Here is an 18,366-nt window from a genome sequence, read left to right on the forward strand (position 1 = left end):
GGCGGCCCCGGCGCAGCCGCCTCCGGCCTTCGCATGTCCCCGGATGGGCTAAATTTGAACCTTCGTACGCCCGAACCGGTTGGGGAGAAAACAATGACGGAAGCGATCCTGCTGGTTGGCGGGCAGGGGACGCGACTGCGCCCCGTGACGGTGAACACTCCCAAGCCGATGGTTCCGGCAGCGGGTGTCCCCTTCCTCGCCCACCAGATAGCCAGGGCCGCCGCCGCCGGTGTCACGCACATCGTGATGGCCACCTGCTACCTCGCCGAGGTCTTCGAGCCCTACTTCGGCGACGGTTCCGACTTCGGCATCACCCTCGAATACGTCGTCGAGGACGAGCCCCTCGGCACCGGCGGTGCCATCCGCAACGCCGCCCAGCGCCTGACCGGTGGCCCGGATTCCCCCGTACTCGTCTTCAACGGCGACATCCTGACGGGCCTCGACATCGCGGGCCTGGTCGACTCCCACCAGGCGGCCGACGCCGATGTCTCCCTGCACCTCGTGCGGGTCGACGACCCGCGCGCGTTCGGCCTGGTCCCCACCGACTCCGAGGGGCGGGTGCTGGCCTTCACCGAGAAGCCGCAGACCCCCGAGGAAATCATCACCGATCAGATCAACGCCGGCTGCTACGTGTTCCGCCGCAGCGTGATCGACTCCATTCCGGCCGGCCGATCGGTATCCGTCGAGCGCGAGACCTTCCCGGGTCTGCTCGCCTCCGGTGCCAAGCTGCACGGCGTGACCGAGGACACGTACTGGCTGGACCTCGGCAAGCCCGAGTCCTTCGTCCAGGCCTCCGCCGACCTCGTCCGCGGCATCGTGGCCTCTCCGGCCGTCCCCGGCCCGCGCGGTGAGGCGCTCGTGCTCCCCGGTGCCCATGTGGCCGACGGAGCCAAGCTGTCGGGCGGTACGGTGGTGGGTGCCGGCGCCCGGATCGAATCGGGCGCGGTCGTCCAGGGCTCGATCGTGCTGGACGGTGCGACCCTCGGCCCGGACACGGTGGTGAACGCCAGTCTCATCGGCGCCGGAGCTTCGGTGGGTTCGCGCACGGTGGTGAACGGCGCGGTCATCGGTGACGGTGCCGTAGTAGGGGCCGACAACGAACTTCGCGCAGGGGTGCGGGTGTGGTGCGAGGCTGAACTGCCCGCCGCCGCCGTCCGCTTCTCCTCTGACCGGTGACCAACTTCAGTGAGGCACAACCTGTGATAGGCGAGCAGCAGACTCCCCGCGCGACCGACGTCGCAACCACGAAGCTCCCGGACACCTGGGCACACACCCCGCTCACCGTGGTCATGCCCACGTACAACGAGGCAGGCAACCTGCCGGGCATGGTCGAGCTGCTCATGGGACTCGACCAGCCGGGCCTGCGCCTGCTGGTCGTCGACGACTCGTCGCCCGACGGCACCGGCAAGATCGCCGACGAACTCGCGGAGGGCTTCCTCACCGAGGACGGCAAGCCGCGCATGTCGGTCCTGCACCGCACCGCGAAGGACGGCCTCGGCCGCGCCTACGCCGCCGGCATGGCCAAGGCCGTCGAGGACGGCGCCGAGTACGTCCTCCAGATGGACGCGGACGGCTCCCACCCGGCCGGCAAGATCGCCGAGATGCTGGGCGTCGCCCGCTCCACCGGCGCCGGTCTCGTCGTCGGCTCCCGCTACGTCCCGGGCGGCACCCTGTCCGACGCCTGGGGCGCGCACCGCAAGCTGCTCTCCCGCTGGGCCAACGCGTACGCGAGCACCATCCTCGGCACCCGCGTCCGCGACATCACCGGCGGCTTCAACCTGTGGAGCGCGGACGCGCTCAAGGCGATCGACCTGGCGTCGATCGGCAGCGCGGGCTACAGCTTCCAGGTCGAGATGAAGTTCAAGGCGCTGCGCCGCGGCTTCCAGGTCATGGAGGTGCCGATCCACTTCGAGGACCGCACCGTCGGCGAGTCCAAGATGAACCTCGCGGTTCAGCTGGAGTCCATCGCCATGCCGTGGAAGCTCCGCGCCCGCGCCGGCAAGTAACGCGCACGGCAGGCCCGTACGACGGCCCGCACGACGAAAGGGGCACCCCCTCGGGGGTGCCCCTTTTCGTCCGTCATGTCCCGTGCGCGGACCTACGCCGTCGTGCGGGTCCCCGGCCGGCGCTCCAGGAAACGCTTCAGACGGCCCGCCAGCGGCCGTTCCACGAACCGGTGGATCAGCCAGGAGGCCAGCAGCATCACGGCCGTCGCCGCGCCCAGCAGCGTCCACGGCTCGACGTCGCGGTTCCACTTCTGCAGCAGGGTGATGCCGATCTGCTGGTGCAGCAGGTACAGCGGGTAGGACATGGCTCCGGCGACCGACAGCCAGCGCCAGTTGATCCGGTCCAGCCCGCCCAGGGCCACGGCGCCCATGACCACGTAGCACAGGGTCACCAGAAGCAGGCACATCTCCCAGGACAGCCGGTCGCCCTTCACCGTGTTCCACCCGACGATGTCGTTCAGCCAGCGCTGCATCAGCAGCCAGGAGAGGCCGAGCAGCACCCACGGCTCCCCGGCGCGCGCCCCCTCGCGGCGGATCAGGTAGAAGCAGATGCCGGAGATGAACAGCGGGGAGTAGACCGGGTTCGCCAGGACGTCCAGCAGCGGCAGCCCGGATCCCGGCGCCAGCAGCGAGGCGACGGTCCAGATCCAGCAGAAGTTGAGGACCTTGCGGTAGGTCAGACCGGTCCAGGCGACCACCGCGAAGATCAGGTAGAAGCGGAGCTCGGACCACAGCGTCCAGTACGACATGTCCAGCGGCTGGCTGTGCAGCGGGAACTGGAACATCGTCAGGTTCGTCAGGATCTGGCTCAGCCCGGGCCCGGCGCCGCCGAAGGGCTTGCCCACGGCCAGCAGCACGCCCATCGTGACGAGCACGCAGAACCAGTACCCGGGCCCCAGCCGGATCACCCGGCTGCGCAGGTAGCTGCCGAGGGGGCGCCCCCAGGCCGACATGCAGATGACGAAGCCACTGATCATGAAGAACAGCTCGACGCCGATCCAGCCGTAACGGCCGGCCATCGTCAGCCATCCGAAGGCGTCGCGCCCCCACACCGCCTCGCGGGTGTAGTGGTGCAGCAGCACCACCACGGCCGCGACGATCCGCAGCCCGTCCAGGACGCGCAGCCGCGGCCGGGCCGCGGGTGCGGGACCTGGGAGGGACTGCGCGGGCAGGGTGGGCAGTTTGCGGGGTGGGTCGCCGTCCTCCCGCCGGTCACCGAGGACATGCGGGGACGGATACAGGGACATGAACGCTCCACGGGCAGGACGGACGCGTGCCCGAACCAATAGACGGCCGCGGCCCGGAACGGCTCACGGCACAGATCCGGGCGATCCCCCCCCGGCGTTGGGCCGCCTCAGTCTTACGAGAAAACCCTCGGACTGTCCACAGTGCCCGGTCGAGATCACGTCATGCCCCGTCCCGGTCACTGGCCCCGGACGGTGACCTTTTCGTCCTTCTGGATCTCCTTGACCAGCTGCTGGACCTTCGCCTTGTCCCAGACGAGGTTGCCGCCGCGCTGACCGGAGATCGGCATGTTCATCGACACGCCGTCACCTCCGGTGATGCCCTTCATCGCGAAGAACATCTGCCCCATGTCGTAGAGCGACATGTCCTTGTCCACGATCAGGGTGTCGAGGCCGGCGCCCATCACCGGGTACAGCGTGAAGGGGTTGACGATCGTGCCCGGCGTCGCCGCCTGGCTCGCGAGGGCCGCCAGGAACTTCTGCTGGTTCTTCGTCCGCTGGAGGTCCGACTCGGCGAAGGCGTACCGGGTGCGCACGTAGGCCAGCGACTGCTCGCCGTTGAGGGTCTGCGTACCCGCCTTGAAGTCGGCGCCCGACTTCTCGTCCTTGAAGGCCTGCTCGATGTTCAGTTCGACGCCGCCCAGCGCGTCCACGATGTTCGCGAAGCCGGCGAAACCGATCTCGGCGTAGTGGTCGATGCGCAGGCCCGTGTTGAACTCCACGGTGCGCACCAGCAGCTCCGGGCCGTCCTCCGCGTACGCCGCGTTGAGCTTGACCCGGCGGCCCTGGGCGGGGAACTTCTTCCCGGACTGCGAGCCGACGAAGGACGGGATCTCCACGTCCGAGTCGCGCGGCAGGGAGATCATCGTGTTCCCGCTGGAGCACTTCGCCAGGATCATCATCGAGTCGGTCCGCTTGCCCTCGGCGGAGCCGGTGTGGAGCTTCTGCTTCTCCTCGGCGGACATGCCCTCGCGGCTGTCGGAGCCGACGATCAGGTACGTCGTGCAGTCGCCCTCCTTGGGACGCTCGACGACCTTGGCGAGGTCGACTTCGCGGCGCACCTTCGAGTCGGCCCAGAAGTAGGTGGCGACCGAGGTCACCAGCAGCGCGGAGACCAGGACGATCGAGCCGACCTTGATGCGCTTGCGCCAGTCGACGACCACCCGTACGGGAACGGGCCCGCCGCCGTCCGGACCGCCCGGCGGCCGCTGCCCCGGCCGCCCCGGGCCACCGGGACCCGACGGGGAGCCGTAGACCTGGCCGGTGTTGTAGCCGCTGTCGTAGCCGCCGGGACCGCCCGGGCCCCGCGTCTGCTGCGGCGGCACCCCGTACGCGGGCGCGCCCGCCGGGGGCGACTGCGGCGGGACCGGCGGCCGGGCCGGGCGCTGCGGCGGCTGCGGCTGCCGCTGGACGTGGCGCATCCGCTGCGCGCCTTCCGGCTGCGCCTGCCCGCTGCCGCGTCCGTACCCGTCATCGCGGCGGCCGCGTTCGTCGCGCTCGCCGCTCCACCCGTCCCAGTCACTCATGCGGACAAGAATGCCTGCCCCGGCGTGTCGCACGACACCCCGGTGGGGGGTTCGTACCGGTGCTGTTGCACACCTGATGCTTCCGGTACCGACTTAAGGTGTCTGCATGACAGACATACCGGCCGAACCGCAGGGCAAGCCCGTCTCGGCCTCCCGCACCACCCTCAGCCACATCATGACCGCGAGTGACACGAACCTCCTCGGCACCGTGCACGGCGGTGTGATCATGAAGCTGGTGGACGACGCGGCCGGCGCCGTGGCCGGGCGGCACTCCGGTGGCCCGGCCGTCACCGCCTCCATGGACGAGATGGCCTTCCTCGCCCCGGTCCGGGTCGGCGACCTGGTCCACGTCCGGGCACAGTGCAACTGGACCGGCCGCTCCTCGATGGAGATCGGCGTACGGGTCCTGGCCGAGCGGTGGAACGAATCCACCCCCGCCACCCAGGTCGGCAGCGCCTACCTCGTCTTCACGGCCGTGGACTCCGACGGCAAGCCCCGCCAGGTCCCGCCCGTCATCCCGGAGACCGAGCAGGACGAGCGCCGCAACCAGGAGGCGCAGATCCGCCGCACCCACCGGCTCGCCCGGCGCCGCGCGATCACCGAGCTGCGCGAGCGCCGCGCCGCCGAGGGCCTCGACGACTGACCCGCTCACACACCCGTCCTACGGGCCCCCCGTAGACTGGTCCGCCGACGTCAGGCTCCGAGCGGGGCGACGGCCCGCCCCCTCGACCGGCTCTGCCGCGGAGTGTCCCGATGCCGACTGCCACCCAGCCGCCCCTGGCCCAGGCTCCCGCCGCCGCGCCCGGCCGAGAGCGCCGGGCGGTGTGCCCCGACTGGCTGTGGGCGGCGCTGCTGACCCTCGCGGTCGCCTCCTTCCGCATCGGCACCCCGCAGCTGTGGCGCGACGAGCTCGCCAGCTGGAACGCCGCCTCCCGCGGTACGGGCGAGCTGGTGGGGATGCTGGGCAACGTGGACGCCGTCTCCGGCCTCTACTACCTGCTGCTGCACGGCTGGATCTCCGTCTTCGGGGACTCCGCCGCGATGCTGCGGCTGCCGTCGGCGCTGGCGATGGCCGGGGTCGCCGCGTTCGTGGTGCTGATCGCCCGCCGGCTCTTCGACCGCCGCGCGGCCGTCTTCGCCGGGCTGCTGTTCGCCCTGGTCCCGGCCGTCACCCGGTACGGCACCGAGGCCCGCTCGTACGCCTTCGCCGTGCTCGCCGTGACCGCCGCGACCTGGCTGCTGCTGCGGGCCCTGGAGCGGCCGTCCCTCCGGCGCTGGGCCCCGTACGCCGTCCTGGTCGCGCTGGCGGGGCTGCTGCACATGGTGGCCCTGCTGGTGCTGCTGCCGCACGCGCTGATCGTGGCCCTGCGCTGGTGGCGGGACCGGCGCGGGCGGACCGTGCTCTCCTTCGCCGTCGCGACGGCCGCCGGACTGCTGCCGGTGGTCCCGCTCGTACTGCTGGGACAGCGGCAGGTCGGCCGGCAGATCAGCTGGATCAAGACCCCGCGGCTGCGGGACGTCGCCGGGCTCTGGGACAACCTCTTCGCCTCCCCGCTCGTCGCCCTCGGCATCGCCGCCGTCGCCCTGCTGCCCCTCGCCTGGAGCCGGGGCCGGCGGCCCGCCGTGGAACTGCTGCTGCTGGGGGCGGCGCCGATCGCGGCCGCGTACGTGGTCTCCCAGGGCAGCACCTCGTACTTCATCGACCGCTACCTGCTCTTCACCCTGCCCGCCTGGGCGGTGCTGGCCGCCGCCGGGCTGGCCGCCCTGCGGCCGCGCGCCGCCGGGGCCGCCGGGCTGGCCGCGCTGATCCTCCTCGGGCTCCCCGACCAGCGCCAGCTCCGTACCGAGCGGGCCAAGGAGGGCTCCGACGGCCGGGCCGCGGCACGGGTCATCGCCGACGGCTACCGGCCCGGCGACGGCATCGTCCCGCTGCGCGGTCCCGACGAGCGCGTGTACATGCTCGACTTCCAGATCGGCTACTACCTCCCCGACCGCGTCCGGCTCCGCGACGTGTTCACCCAGCGTTCGGCGGTGGCGGGCGACGACCTGTTCCCCGTCGAGTGCGCCGCGCCCGAGAAGTGCCTGGGGGACACCCGCAGGATCTGGGTCGTCACCCGCGACACCGGCGTGGACGACCCGTACAACCGGCTGCCCGCCGCGCAGGTCCGGGCGCTGGAGGCGCACTACGACGTGGCGAAGACCACGAACGTCCGCGGCCTGCACGTCTCCCTCCTGGAACGCAGGAAGTAGCCGGCGTCCCCGCTACTTCCCGCACACCACCTGGTCGCCGGTGACCACGCCGAACGCGCCCTGGTACGGATCCTCCGCCCGCACCCGCACGACCTTCTTGTAGTCCGCTCCGGCGATCACCAGCACCGTGCGGCCCTGGCGCGGCACCGCGCGCAGCTCGCTGCCGGGCAGCGCCGTCGCCACCGTGCGCGCCGAGCGGTCCCACCGCGGGTCGTACGCGATCACCGTGCGCCGGACGTCCCGGCTGGCGCCGTTGCCCGGGGCCCGGGTGGTGTCGAAGCCGGTGGCGCGCAGGGCCGAGTCCACCCGGCCGCCGAGCCCGTCGATCCGCGTCCCGTTCTCCACCTGGACCTTGATCTGGCCCGGCGGCACGTCGACCGGCACCGCGGCCGGCCGGCCGGTACCCCCGGTGCGGGCGGGGGCCAGCGGCCGGTCCCGGCGCAGCGAGTCGAAGAGCTTCGCGGCCTTCGCCTCGTCCCACTTCACCGTCGACCCGATGCCCTTGACCGGGTACGAGGGGTTCCCCACCGGCACCGAGGCGAACTCGGACGAGGAGGGGGTGAAGTCCCGCATGGCCTGCCCCAGGGCGAGCATCTGCTCCGAGCCGAAGTCCTTGTCGGCCCGGACCGAGCCGAGCAGCGTGGAGCTGACCTCCTTGAACTTCACCGGGTTCAGCAGCACCCCGCCCCCGGTGGCCTGTTTGATCAGCGCGGCGACGAACCGCTGCTGGCGCTGCATCCGGCCGAGGTCGGAGGCCCCGTCGACGTGGCGGGAACGCACGTACTGCAGGGCCTGCCCGCCGGTCAGCCGGTGCGTGCCGGGCAGCAGGTCGAGGCCGGTGTAGGGGTCGCGCATCGTCTTGGCGGTGCAGATCTCGACGCCGCCCATGGCGTCGACGGTCTTCATGAAGCTGGTGAAGTCGACCTCCAGGTAGTGGTCGATCTTCACGCGGGTCATGTTCTCGACGGTGCGCACGGTCAGGTTCGGCCCGCCCTCGGCGTAGGCGGCGTTCAGCTTCACCGGGTGGGCCTTGTGCGGTTTGCCGGTCACCAGGTCGTGGTGGGCGGGGACCTCGGCGTAGCTGTCCCGCGGCAGGCTGATGACGCTGGCCCGCTCCTTGTCGGCGGACAGGTGCACCAGCATGATCGTGTCGGTGCAGCGGCAGGGCGCGCCGCCGAGCCGGTACTCGCGCTTCTCCTCCGGGGTGACCCGGTCCCGGCCGTCGGTGCCGACGAGCAGGAAGTTCAGTCCGTGCCCGGCCTGGGGGCGGTTCTTCATGTCCTTGAAGGGGTCCACCCGCTGGATCCCGGTGTCCAGACCGGTCATCACGGCGTGCCCGACGGCCCCGGACCCGAGCACCAGCACCGACAGTCCGGCCGCGATCCGTACCCCCCACCGCGGCTTGTCGCCCCGGCGCCGGGCCTGGGGACCGCCCCGCCGCGCACGCTGCGGCTGGGGCGGCCTGGCGGGTCGGGTGGGACGGTGCGGCTGGGGCACGAGGGACACCTCCGCGGGGGGACAGCAGGGCAACGGTCGGCTGATTCTCCGGATTCGTCAGAACAGTAGGCCCATACGATCAGCCTCTGTCCGTACCGCTCGTCCGGCGCGCACCCGTTTCCCCCGTACGCGGTAACGTGACACCGATACCCGACCTTGAAGGACCACATGCCCGCGCAGCAGCCCGCAGTCTCGGTGATCATGCCGGTGCTCAACGAGGAGCGCCATCTGCGTGACTCCGTCCGCCACATCCTCGGACAGGAGTACGCCGGCGAGCTGGAGGTGGTGATCGCGCTCGGGCCGTCCACGGACCGCACCGACGAGATCGCCGCCGAGCTCGTACGCGAGAACGCCTCGAACGAACGAGCACGCGTGCACACCGTGCCGAACCCGACCGGCCGCACGCCCGCCGCCCTGAACGCCGCGATCAAGGCATCGCGCCACCCGATCGTCGTCCGCGTCGACGGCCACGGCATGCTCTCCCCGAACTACATCGCCACCGCCGTCCGGCTCCTGGAGGAGACCGGAGCGCAGAACGTCGGCGGCATCATGCACGCCGAGGGCGAGAACGCCTGGGAGGAAGCCGTCGCCGCCGCGATGACCTCGAAGATCGGCGTCGGCAACGCGGCCTTCCACACGGGCGGACAGGCCGGCCCGGCCGAGACCGTCTACCTCGGCGTCTTCCGCCGCGAGGCCCTCGAACAGCAGGGCGGCTACAACGAGGAGTTCATCCGCGCCCAGGACTGGGAGCTGAACTTCCGCATCCGCGAGGCCGGCGGGCTCATCTGGTTCTCGCCCGAGCTGAAGGTCCAGTACCGCCCCCGCCCGTCCGTACGGGCGCTGGCCAAGCAGTACAAGGACTACGGCCGCTGGCGGCACGTGGTGGCCCGCTACCACGCCGGCTCGATCAACCTGCGCTACCTGGCCCCGCCGACCGCCGTCTGCGCGATCGCGGCCGGCCTGGTGGCGGGCGCGACGCTCACCCCGTGGGCGTTCGCGGTCCCGGCCGGCTACCTCGCGGCGATCACCGCCGGTTCCGTACCCGCCGGCAAGGGACTGGGGCTCAAGGCGCGGGCGCAGATCCCCGTGGCGCTGGCCACCATGCACATGTGCTGGGGCTTCGGCTTCCTGACCAGCCCGCGCTCGCTCGCGGCCAAGGTCATCGCCAGCCGCCGCCCGTCGGTGCGACGGGACTCCACGGAGGTCTGAGCGGTACGCGGAAGGGGTGACCCGGTCCCTCGCGGGACGGGGTCACCCCTTCGCGTCGCGCACCGCCGGACCTACCAGCGGTACGGCTTGTACACCTCCATGCAGGCCCCGCTGTCCGAGCCGTTGAGGGCGTCGGCCGTGTCCGGTACCGAACCGGCCTCGGGCGGCGCCTGCTGCGGGTAGACGGCGCCCTCGCGCCAGTCGGCGCCCACGATCAGCGTGAGCCGGGAGACCTGCGCCGACTGCTGCACCGCGCTCGCCGGGATCCCCATCGCGGCCGCGACGCTCTGCGCCTCGTCGGCGAGGTCCGCGGTCGGGTAGCGCACGACGGTGGTCTTCTCCGGGGTGAGCGCGCTGTCCGCCCGGGCCGCGGTGAACCCCTTCGTGACCAGGGCCTCGGCGATCGCGCTCGCCCGCTTCGGCGCCAGCGGCAGGCCGGCCGCGGTGCCGTTGACCACGTGCACGGCGATCTTGTCGTTGGCGGTGACCGGGGGCTTGGAGGACTCCTGGCCGGGCGCGGACGGCTGCGCGGAGCTCGCGGCGGGCTGGGGGGCGCTCGCGGCGGGCTGCGGGGAACCGGCCGACGGCTGCGGGCCGGCGCTCGCGGAGGCCTCGGGCGCCTGCGGGGCGCCGTTCTTGTCGAAGGCGACGTCCTTGCGGAGCATCGTCCACATCTTCTCGGCGTCCGTTGTGTTCACCACGAGCCGGTTCCCGTCCCGCGGGTCGGGGAAGGTCGGCATCGTCGTCATCGTGATGCGGTTGGTCGGGACGTGCTTGAGCTCCATGGCCAGGTTGAAGAGCTTCTTGACCGAGCCGATCTCCTCGGAGACCTCCAGCGCCTTCGTGCCGGCCTCGGCCAGGGCCGTGATCCGGCCGACGTCGGTGAAGGCGTTCTGGCCCTTGAGCTCGCGCATCATCGAGTTCATGTACATGTGCTGGGCCTGTGCCCGGCCCAGGTCGCTGCTGAAGGCGTGGCGGGTGCGCAGCCACTGGAGGGCCTGCTCGCCCTTGACCTTGGTGGTGCCGGCGGGCAGCTTGAGGCCGGAGCCGCCGGGGGAGGTGGGCAGGGGACGGTCCCAGACGTTGTCCTTGACGCAGACCGGGACCCCGCCTATCGCGTCGGCCATCTGCACCACACCACTGAAGTCGATCATCATCCAGTGGTCGATGTAGACGTTGGTCAGCTTCTCCCAGGTGGCCAGGGTGCAGCCGGGACCCCCGCGCCCGAGGGTCTCGTTGATCATCGCGTTGGTCTTCTTGAACTTCTCGCCGGTCTTCGGGTCCGTGCACTCGGGTATCTCGACCCGGGTGTCGCGCGGGATGCTCACCACGGAGGCGTTCTCCCGGTCGGCCGACACGTGGAGCAGCATCTGCACGTCCGCGAGCGGAGGCGCTCCGACGCTGTCGTGACTGCCGCCGAGCTCCAGGTTCTCCGGCTTGTTCCGGCTGTCCGAGCCCAGCAGCAGGATGTTCAGCGGCCGCTGGCCCTTGGCGTTGGCGCGGGACTTCTCCACGCTGCTGTCGCCGCTCAGGCGCTGGCCGCTGCGGATGTTGCCGTCGAGGTGCCGGTAGTAGAGGTACCCGGCCGCCGAGGTCCCCAGGATCAGGAACGCCGTCACGGACGCCACCCAGAACAGGGTCCGGCGCTTGCGCCGCCGGACCGGGAGCCCGCCGCCCGCGGGCCCGGAGCCGGTGGAACCCTTCCTCTGCGGGGGCACCGTGCCGACCGCCCCCGCACCGCCGGCTATGCCGCCGGCATCCTGGTCGGGCGCCCCCTCCCCCCGCATGCTGCTGTGCCTCACGCGTACCCCCCTCAAGATCACTACGGTCGGTGTGGTGCCGGTCCTACCGGCTACCGCCCGCCAGTTTCGGCGGTCTTTCTGTGAACGGCGCCCCTAAGCGCCGTCCGTGGGCCCGCACCCCGGCGCGCACCGCGGCGCCGCCCGGGCCCGGCGCGGAGCCCGGACCGGTCGGTCGGCCGGTCACCGCGCGCAGACCGCCTTGTCCGCCTCGGTGCGCTGGAGCCCTTCCGGAGCCTGCTGCGGAGCCGCCGCGGGCGCCCCCAGCGGGGTCCCGGGCTCCTTGAAGTCGGCGCCCAGCGTCAGCTTCATCGGGGCCTTCGGGGCGGCGTCCGCCGTACCGACCTTCAGGGCGGTGGCGGGCAGCCCCATCATGTCCGCCAGCGCCCGTGCCTGGTCCGCCTGGTTGGGGGCGTACTCCAGCTGGGTGCTGCCGAGCTTCACGGCGGCGTTGCCGTGGTTGCTCGCCCGGTAGACGCCCTTGCTCTGCTGGAGCCAGGACAGGGTGGTGGAGGCGGATCCGGAGGGGCCGCCGCCGTTGTAGACCTCCACCCGGACGTCGCCGGCCGGTGCGCGGTTGCCCTGGAGCAGCGCGTCCTGCTTGTTCTTCGCTTCGGTGTCGGCCGCCGCCTTGGCGGCGTCCTTCTGCTTCTCCACCTCGGTGAGCGAGACGTCCCCCCGGATCATCTCCAGCAGCGGATCCGCCTGGGCGTGGTTGACGACGACGGTCGCCTTCCGGTTGGGGGGTTCGTTCGGGTTGTCGAGCACCGGGAGCGTCGTGAAGGTGACGTTCTTGAGGTCTATGGCCTTCAACTCACCGGCCAGGTCGGTGAGCTTGCCGATGGATCCGAGGCCCTGGTCCACGGTCAGCGACTTGGTGGCCGCCTCCGCGAGCGAGAAGAACTTCTTCGGACTGGTCAGCGTTTCCTTGGACTTCATCTCGCGCATCATCGAACCCAGGAACTGCTGCTGGGTCTTGATCCGGTCGAGGTCGCTCTCCAGACCGAACGCGTGCCGGGTCCGTACGAAGGCCAGCGCGTCCTCGCCGGCCAGCCGGTGCTCGCCCGCCTTCAGGTCCAGCTTGGAGGCCTTGTCCTTGACGTCCTTCTCCACGCACACCGGCACCCCGCCGACCGCCGTGCTCAGCGCCTTCACCGCGTTGAAGTCGACCATCATGAAGTTGTCGACCGGGACGCCCGTGAGCTCCTCGACCGTACGCATCACACAGCCCGGGTCCCGCCCCTCCTGGCCCAGGCTGTTGTTGAAGCGGGTGCCCTTGGTGCCGGGGATCTCCTTCACCGCGCCGTTCGTCTTCGTCGGGCAGGCGGGGATGTCGGTGATCAGGTCGCGCGGGATGGACAGGGCGGTGGCGTTGGAGCGGTCCTTCGACACGTGGAAGAGGATCGTGGTGTCGGCGTGACCGACGCTCTCCGCGTCCCCGTAGCCCTCGTTGCCCTTGCCGCTGCGCTTGTCCGTGCCGATGACCAGGATGTTGATCGGCTGGTCCTTCTTGAAGCTGCCCGCCTTGCGCCCCGTGTCGATGACGTTCAGGTTGCCGTTCAGGTGCTCGTAGTACAGGTACGCGCCCAACGAGCCGCCGACCAGCAGGAACGCCAGGGTCCCGCCGGTGACCGCCAGGCGCTTGCGGCGCCGCTCCGAGGCGCCGCCGCCCTTGCGGGAGCGCCCTCCGCGCCGTCCGCCGGGCGGGCCCTCGCCCCGGCGCGGCTTCGGGACCGCGGGGGAGGCGGTTCCCGGTGCGGCCGGCGCGGCCGTGCCTCTGCGGGATCTGCGGGGGGCCGTGACGGTGGGCTGCTGCGCAGGGGAATGGCCCAGTCGCAGTTCGTAGTTGCCAGTGCGGGGATTGAGGACCCACTGGTCTGCGGGGTCGATTTCGTCCGCCCGCCCACGGCTTTGCGCATCCACGGTTGCTCGAATCCTCCGTCGGTGCTTCGCGACGCGCCTCCCCCCAGGCACGCGGTCAACGATCCGGCTGCTGGTGCACGGCCTCTTGGCCGGCCGGTGCACCGGATCGCTCACCTTATCCGGCCAGGTCAGCTGCAAACCATGCCGGTGACAAAACCCACTCCCCTTATAACGGGCCAAAACCCCCAACCGGCTCGGTTGGCCACCGGCTTTTTGGATTGCTTTACCGGCAATCGGCCGGACCCGCCGTCGTTCCCGTGAACGTGGGGACGGGCGTGGGGGCGGCGCCGGTTCCGGTTTTGCCGTCCGGGTCGCGCGTCCTTTCGTCCTCCGCCCGCGCTTGCGCCGATTCCCGTAGGAACCCGGTGCTTTCGCGGTCCGACCCGGGCTCGGGCGGGGTGACCTTCAGCGGCCGGTCCATGCGCAACTGCTCGAACAGCCGGGAGGCGTCCGGCTCGACCAGTTCGTCCCGGTTGGGATTCGAGGGGTACGGGCGGCGCGGTACGGTCAGGAACTTGACCTGCTCGGTCGGTATGTCCCTTACGCCCCGTACGAGTTCGTACAGACCGCGCAAGGAGGCGAGCCCCGGGTCCGTGGTCACCGAGGACGTCGCCGCGTCCAGCAGCGGGTAGAGCCGGCCCGGGTTCAGCAGGACCCCGTTGCTCTGCACCTTCTTCACGAGCGAACCGAGGAACTGCTGCTGGCGCTCCATCCGTTGGGTGTCGCTGCCGTTGCCGAGGCTCTGCCGGGCGCGCACGAAGCCGAGTGCCTGCTCGCCCCGGAGCAGATGGCGTCCGGCCGCGAGCCGCAGCCGCGCCTCCGCGTCGTCCACCGGCTCCTTGAGGCACACCTCCACCCCGCCGACGGCGTCGACCATCTTCTTGAACCCGCCGAAGTCCACCACCATGTGGTGGTCGATCCGGATCCCGGTGAGCTTCTCCACCGTACGGATCGTGCAGGCGGTCCCGCCCCATTCGAAGGCCCAGTTGAACTGGGCGAACCGCTCGCCGGTGCGGGTGCCGTCCGGCTTCAGGCAGCTCGGTATGTCCGTCAGCAGGTCGCGCGGTATCGACACCGCCGTCGCGCTCTTCCGGCCCGCCGCCAGGTGCAGCAGGATCGTCGTGTCCGAGCGCTGGGTGCCCCGGTCCTGCCCGTAGCCGGAGTTCCGCTCGCCCGCGCGGGAGTCCGAGCCGATCAGCAGGACGTTCTGCGCGCCGGTCGCGAAGTGGGAGGGCCGCTCCCGCTCGTAGCGCTCCAGCTCGGCGGCGGCCGAGGTGTCCGAGGTGATGTTCCCGTCGAGCTTCACGTACAGCCACCAGCCCACCGCGGCCCCGGTCAGCACCAGCAGGGCCAGGCCGAGACCGATCCAGCGCAGCAGCCGGCGCCTGCGGTCTGCCGGCAGGCCGGGACGGCCCCCGGGCGCCCCGGCGCCGTCCGGTATGTCCGCGCTGTCCGTCACTCGCGTTCCGTCCCCTCGGGCGCCGTGGCACGACGAGCCGTACGGATGAGCACGGCCTGGAGCCGATCCTGCCCCCGGGCGACGGGAGCGGCCCGGGGGCGGGGTCCGTAAAGGGCCGTACGGGTGACAAATCGTGTGAAGTCACCCGTACGCGACCGGGGCGGCGGCGGACCGGTCGGCCCGGGTGACGGCCCTGGGTGACGGCCCAGGCGGGACGTGACCGGGGCGATGTGGCCGGCGGGACGGGCTCCGGGTGGCGGGGCCCGCGGACGGTCAGACGGTGCGGGTGACCCGCTCGCTCTCCACCCGCTGCGCCAGCCCCGCCTGGGACAGCGCGTCCAGGTTCCGGCAGAGCACCACGGAGCCGCCGGTGGCCAGCGCCCCGAAGAGCCCCGCGGACAGCCCCTCCCAGGTGTCGTAGCCGAGCCCCGACAGCACCCGGGACCCCTCCCCGAGACCCAGCCCGGCCGCGTCCTCACGGGCCCGGCCGACGACCTCCGCGTACGTGAACTCCTCGCCGCCGACCACGAGGCCCGGCCCGTCCGCGTCCACGGGGGCGAACGGCGCGAACCGGTCACCCTGCCCCGGCACCTCCACCGCGTAGTCCGCGAACCCGGCCGGCGGCTGCGGGAACCGCCCGCCCAGCGGACGCAGCGCGAGCGCGACCCGCTCGCCCGAGCAGGCGCGGGCCTCGTCCAGGGTGTCCGGACCGCTCACCACCAGGTCCGCGCCGGCCGGATCCCCGCCCACCTCGGCCACCACCCCGACCGAGGCGCAGGCGAGCAGCCACACGGCGCTCTGCCAGTGCGCCGGGAGCAGCAGCGCGAGCCGGTCGCCCGGCTCGGCGGCCAGGTCGCCCTGGAGCAGGTTGGCGGTCTTGGCCACCCAATTGGCGAAGGTGGCGACGGACAATTCCACGCGCTCGCCCGTGGCGTCGTCGTAGAAGGTGACGAGCGGGCGGCCCGGATCCGCGGCCAGGGCGGATCGCAGCAGGTCGGCAGGGGTGCGGTCGGTTGCGTTCACCCGGCCCAGCGTACGCGGGCCCGTCCCCCGTACGGAGGGCAACGGCTCGGCCGTCCAGGGGAGGCGGCCGCCCCTGGCATCGGACGGATCGTCAGTTCTGCGATGGCGCTTCGTGGTGACTGTGCCCAGCATCGCTTCCATGCGTGGATTCCTTGCTTCCTCGATCGGCGTCGCGACGGCTGCCGCACTGGTCCTGCCGCTCGCCCTCACCACTCCGGCCCTGGCCGCTCAGTCCGGCACGGTCGCCCCCGAGACCCCCGCCGGGTCCACCCAGTCGCTGCCGCTCGTCCCCCTGGGGGCCCCGGCCGGCCGGATCCCCGGTGTGCCCGGCATGAGCGCCTCGCCCGGCCTGCCCGAAGCACGGGGCCTGGCCGCGCGCGAGGTCAAGACGTTCTCGCTGGTCGGCGTCGTCTGGGACGACGCGAGCACCCAGCTCCACGGCCGGGTCCAGGTCCGCACCCGCTCCACGGAGACGGCCACCTGGTCCGGCTGGCAGGACGTGGAGACCCACAACAGCGAACACGCCGCCGACCCCGACGCGGCGGAACGCGGTACCGGACGCGTCCGCGGCAGCACCGCCCCCCTGTGGGTCGGCGCGTCCGACGCCGTCGAGGTCCGGGTCCAGGCCGAGGCCGGCGAGACCGGCACCCGGGCCGCGTCCCGGCTGCCGTCCGGCATGCGCATCGAACTCGTCGATCCCGGAGCGGACCAGCCGCCCGCGGGGACCGACGGCAAGAACGGCACCGCCGACGGGGTCCCTCCGGGGGACGACAAGGGCGAGCTGGGCGCCCTGCCCGGCATGACCATGGAGATGACGGAGGCCTCCTCCGCGAACCTCCCGATGGCCCCGCTCGGAGCCCACGAGATCGTCGCCCTCGACAAGGCCGACTCCACCGCCGACGCGGTCCTCGCCGGGCAGGGCGCCGCGGGGAAGGCCGCCCCGTACATCGGCCCGCGCCCGCGCATCGTCACCCGCAAGGGCTGGGGGGCCGACGAGAGCCTGCGCGAGAAGGCGTTCGTCTACACGAACACCGTCAAGGCCGCCTTCGTCCACCACAGCGCCTCCGGCAACAACTACGCCTGCAAGGACGCCCCGGCGGTGCTGCGCAGCCTGTACCGCTACCACGTCATCAGCAGCGGCTGGCGCGACATCGGCTACAACTTCGCCGTCGACAAGTGCGGCACCGTCTACGAGGGGCGGGCGGGCGGAGTCGCCAAGGCCGTCCTCGGCGCGCACACCATGGGCTTCAACACCGACAGCATGGGCATCGCGGTGATCGGCTCCTACTCGACGACGGCCCCGCCGGCTCCGGCGGTGAACGCGGTCGCGCAGCTCACGGCGTGGAAGCTCGGCCTGTTCGGGGTGGACCCGCGGGCGAAGGCCACCCTGAAGTCGGGCGGCGGGAACCTGTACAAGAAGGGCAGCAGCGTGAAGCTCAACGTCATCTCGGGCCACCGGGACGGCTTCGCGACGGAATGCCCCGGCCGCCTCCTCTACGGCCAGCTCCCCCCGACCCGCACGACGTCGGCACACCTCCAGGGCCGCCCCTGACCTGGCCGGCCGGGGGTTGACGGGACCCCTGCCCTGGCCGGGCGGGGTGCGATGGGGCTGCGGCCCCGGGCCCGGTTGGGTGGGGCGGGGCTGCCGCCCCGGCCCGGGCCGTTCCCGTGGTGGGTGGCTGCGGGTGGGGCCGGGGTCGGGGCCGGGGTGGGGGGTCGTCCGGGGCGGGCATGATTTATGGCGCCTGTTCGGGACTTGCCTGTTGGTCGGAGCAGGGCGCCAACAAATCACGTTTGAGCCCCGGCCGACCCCCCACCCCGTCCCCGCCCCCGGCCCGGGTCGGTTCCGGGCCCGTTCGGTCTCTCGGGCCTACCTCAGTCCTCGCCCCGGCCGGGGACGGTTCCGCGCCTACCTCAGTCGCGCTGCCCAGGCTTGGCCGGCCTACCGCCCTGCGGTGCTGCTCCAGCCGGGCCGAGCCATATCCAGCCTCGCGGTGCTGCTCCAGCCTGGCCACATCCAGCCTCGCCGTCGTTTGAGGCGCGGGGTCTGGGGCGGAGCCCCAGGGGTCCCGGCTCCGCCGGGCATGTCCGGCCCGGGACGGCTCCCGGCTCCGCCGGGTGGCTCCCGCCTCGCGCACCGGGCTTGTCCAGCTCTGGACGGTTTTCGGCGTTTCAGCCTCGCCGGCGTTTGAGGCGTGGGGGTTCGGGGGCGGAGCCCCCGGGGGTTGGCCTGAGCCGCGCCGGCGTTTGAGGCGGGAACGGTGGAAGGGCGGGTAGGGGACGGCCCCGCGCAGCGGCACACCCCGGCCGGCGATGGCCCGCGCAGCCGCACACCCCGGGCGGCGATGGCCCGCGCAGCCACGCACCCCAGGCTGCGGCCGCCGCGCAGCCGCACACCCCGGGCTCCGGCCGCCCGCGCAGCGGGGTACC

Annotated in this window: 13 protein-coding genes; 6 read left to right on the forward strand and 7 right to left on the reverse strand. The window is 72.2% G+C overall.

The genetic code is table 11. The features are described 5' to 3' along the window. Window positions 1–93 precede the first annotated feature (93 nt). Together manB and AC07B0_RS22025 are read left to right on the forward strand one after the other, a co-directional pair. A complete protein-coding gene (gene manB, locus AC07B0_RS22020) occupies window positions 94–1,176 on the forward strand; it encodes a mannose-1-phosphate guanylyltransferase (RefSeq protein ID WP_356880216.1) in 1,083 nt (360 codons plus the stop codon). Between the two features lie 113 nt (window positions 1,177–1,289). Further along, window positions 1,290–2,006, forward strand: a complete 717-nt coding sequence (locus AC07B0_RS22025) for a polyprenol monophosphomannose synthase (protein WP_266841684.1) — start codon at window positions 1,290–1,292, stop codon at window positions 2,004–2,006. Window positions 2,007–2,098: 92 nt separating this feature from the next. Here the strand turns inward: AC07B0_RS22025 and AC07B0_RS22030 are convergent, their stop codons facing one another. Together AC07B0_RS22030 and AC07B0_RS22035 are read right to left on the reverse strand one after the other, a co-directional pair. Further along, window positions 2,099–3,253 carry an acyltransferase family protein gene (locus AC07B0_RS22030; protein WP_356880214.1) on the reverse strand — a complete coding sequence of 385 codons (1,155 nt, stop codon included), beginning with the start codon at window positions 3,251–3,253 and terminating at the stop codon, window positions 2,099–2,101. Between the two features lie 176 nt (window positions 3,254–3,429). Further along, on the reverse strand, window positions 3,430–4,776 hold the full coding sequence (locus AC07B0_RS22035) for an LCP family protein (protein WP_356880212.1): 1,347 nt from the start codon (window positions 4,774–4,776) through the stop codon (window positions 3,430–3,432). Window positions 4,777–4,882: 106 nt separating this feature from the next. Here AC07B0_RS22035 and AC07B0_RS22040 point away from each other — a divergent pair, with 106 nt between their 5' ends. Beyond that, window positions 4,883–5,419, forward strand: a complete 537-nt coding sequence (locus tag AC07B0_RS22040) for an acyl-CoA thioesterase (RefSeq protein WP_356880210.1) — start codon at window positions 4,883–4,885, stop codon at window positions 5,417–5,419. A gap of 110 nt (window positions 5,420–5,529) precedes the next feature. Beyond that, window positions 5,530–7,026, forward strand: a complete 1,497-nt coding sequence (locus AC07B0_RS22045) for a glycosyltransferase family 39 protein (protein ID WP_478898753.1) — start codon at window positions 5,530–5,532, stop codon at window positions 7,024–7,026. A 12-nt stretch (window positions 7,027–7,038) separates the two neighbouring features. On the opposite strand, the gene AC07B0_RS22050 is transcribed toward AC07B0_RS22045, so the two are convergent. Continuing rightward, window positions 7,039–8,523, reverse strand: a complete 1,485-nt coding sequence (locus tag AC07B0_RS22050) for an LCP family protein (protein ID WP_469380346.1) — start codon at window positions 8,521–8,523, stop codon at window positions 7,039–7,041. Window positions 8,524–8,691: 168 nt separating this feature from the next. On the opposite strand from AC07B0_RS22050, the gene AC07B0_RS22055 reads away from it, so the two are divergent. Beyond that, entirely contained in the window at window positions 8,692–9,732 is a 1,041-nt protein-coding gene (locus AC07B0_RS22055) for a glycosyltransferase family 2 protein (protein ID WP_356880204.1), read from the forward strand. Between the two features lie 71 nt (window positions 9,733–9,803). On the opposite strand, the gene AC07B0_RS22060 is transcribed toward AC07B0_RS22055, so the two are convergent. The 4 genes from AC07B0_RS22060 to AC07B0_RS22075 all read right to left on the reverse strand — a co-directional run bounded on the left by AC07B0_RS22060 (window position 9,804) and on the right by AC07B0_RS22075 (window position 15,936). Beyond that, window positions 9,804–11,519 (reverse strand): LCP family protein, encoded by a 1,716-nt coding sequence (locus AC07B0_RS22060; RefSeq protein WP_478898768.1) that lies wholly within the window; start codon window positions 11,517–11,519, stop codon window positions 9,804–9,806. A 195-nt stretch (window positions 11,520–11,714) separates the two neighbouring features. Next, a complete protein-coding gene (locus AC07B0_RS22065; protein ID WP_478898754.1) occupies window positions 11,715–13,454 on the reverse strand; it encodes an LCP family protein in 1,740 nt (579 codons plus the stop codon). 223 nt (window positions 13,455–13,677) lie between these two features. Continuing rightward, complete coding sequence (locus AC07B0_RS22070) at window positions 13,678–14,913, reverse strand: LCP family protein (protein ID WP_356880198.1); 1,236 nt, start codon at window positions 14,911–14,913, stop codon at window positions 13,678–13,680. A gap of 273 nt (window positions 14,914–15,186) precedes the next feature. Beyond that, window positions 15,187–15,936, reverse strand: a complete 750-nt coding sequence (locus AC07B0_RS22075; RefSeq protein ID WP_478898755.1) for a TIGR03089 family protein — start codon at window positions 15,934–15,936, stop codon at window positions 15,187–15,189. A 139-nt stretch (window positions 15,937–16,075) separates the two neighbouring features. Here AC07B0_RS22075 and AC07B0_RS22080 point away from each other — a divergent pair, with 139 nt between their 5' ends. Continuing rightward, window positions 16,076–17,488 carry a peptidoglycan recognition protein family protein gene (locus AC07B0_RS22080; protein WP_356880194.1) on the forward strand — a complete coding sequence of 471 codons (1,413 nt, stop codon included), beginning with the start codon at window positions 16,076–16,078 and terminating at the stop codon, window positions 17,486–17,488. Window positions 17,489–18,366: the final 878 nt, after the last annotated feature.

This window comes from Streptomyces sp. NPDC044704 (genome assembly GCF_056433525.1).

Bases quoted from the DNA above. Each gene is read 5' to 3' on its own strand.
- manB (WP_356880216.1), top strand. From the start codon at position 94: ATGACGGAAGCGATCCTGCTGGTTGGCGGGCAGGGGACGCGACTGCGC.
- AC07B0_RS22025 (WP_266841684.1), top strand. From the start codon at position 1,290: ATGCCCACGTACAACGAGGCAGGCAACCTGCCGGGCATGGTCGAGCTG.
- AC07B0_RS22030 (WP_356880214.1), bottom strand. From the start codon at position 3,253: ATGTCCCTGTATCCGTCCCCGCATGTCCTCGGTGACCGGCGGGAGGAC.
- AC07B0_RS22035 (WP_356880212.1), bottom strand. From the start codon at position 4,776: ATGAGTGACTGGGACGGGTGGAGCGGCGAGCGCGACGAACGCGGCCGC.
- AC07B0_RS22040 (WP_356880210.1), top strand. From the start codon at position 4,883: ATGACAGACATACCGGCCGAACCGCAGGGCAAGCCCGTCTCGGCCTCC.
- AC07B0_RS22045 (WP_478898753.1), top strand. From the start codon at position 5,530: ATGCCGACTGCCACCCAGCCGCCCCTGGCCCAGGCTCCCGCCGCCGCG.
- AC07B0_RS22055 (WP_356880204.1), top strand. From the start codon at position 8,692: ATGCCCGCGCAGCAGCCCGCAGTCTCGGTGATCATGCCGGTGCTCAAC.
- AC07B0_RS22060 (WP_478898768.1), bottom strand. From the start codon at position 11,519: ATGCGGGGGGAGGGGGCGCCCGACCAGGATGCCGGCGGCATAGCCGGC.
- AC07B0_RS22080 (WP_356880194.1), top strand. From the start codon at position 16,076: ATGCGTGGATTCCTTGCTTCCTCGATCGGCGTCGCGACGGCTGCCGCA.